This window comes from Priestia sp. P5_B4 (assembly GCF_056400385.1).
The window spans coordinates 1-827 of the sequence record NZ_JBFULJ010001260.1 but is presented as its reverse complement, the minus strand read 5'-3'; the positions used below and the strand labels follow the sequence as shown (position 1 = coordinate 827).

At 41.6% G+C, this 827-nt stretch carries 2 protein-coding genes; one reads left to right on the top strand and one right to left on the bottom strand.

What is annotated here, in order from left to right; genetic code table 11:
* The coding region (locus AC1DRF_RS30360) for a FecCD family ABC transporter permease (RefSeq protein ID WP_477742611.1) at positions 1-610 on the top strand (610 nt) is incomplete at its 5' end.
* 90 nt (positions 611-700) lie between these two features.
* On the opposite strand, the gene AC1DRF_RS30355 is transcribed toward AC1DRF_RS30360, so the two are convergent.
* Positions 701-827: YfhD family protein (locus AC1DRF_RS30355; RefSeq protein WP_477742612.1), on the bottom strand; the 127-nt coding region annotated here is incomplete at its 5' end.

The window sequence follows — 827 nt, the reverse complement described above, 5'->3', positions numbered from 1 at the left end:
GTTTACAGCTAGTCTTATCTACCTTTGTGCATATAGTAAAAGCCAAGGACTGCAGCCTGTAAAACTTATTTTAACAGGCGTAGGTTTTTCGATGGCTCTTTCTGGAATGATGGTGGTGATTATGTCATCAGCTGATCGTGCTAAAGTTGATTTTATTGCTAAATGGATTGCAGGAAACATTTGGGGGACAGACTGGCCTTTTATATGGGCACTTCTACCTTGGCTGCTTGTCTTGATTCCTTTTATATTGTACAAAGCAAATTCATTAAACATTTTTAACTTAAATGAAGCTGCAGCTATTGGAGTCGGTATCGCTATGGAGAAAGAGCGTATCACATTGCTTCTAGCCGCGGTTGCATTAGCGGCAGCCGCAGTTTCAGTTACAGGCGGCGTGGCCTTTATTGGGCTTCTTGCTCCTCATATTGCCAAAGGCTTAGTCGGACCGAGAAACCAGCTTTTTATTCCCGTTGCCATTTTACTTGGCGGCTGGCTCTTGCTGATTGCAGATACAATAGGACATAACATTGCCGATCCTAACGGTGTACCAGCAGGAATTATTGCCGCCGTAATCGGTGCTCCTTACTTTGTTTATTTACTTTTGAAAAAATAATAAACGAGGCTGAGAAATAACGAACCACTAATCAAACATTTCGATTAGTGGTTCGTTTTTCACTTGGGCTAAAATACTTTTATCTCAGCTTTAGTTTTGCTTTTTTTGTCTTTCATCTGCAGCGTTCGCTCTAGCCTGAGCTTCTAAATCGTCTTGGTCTGCTAATTCACGAGAAAACTCTTCGTCTACTCCATCTGCTTTAGATGCAGGATAATCC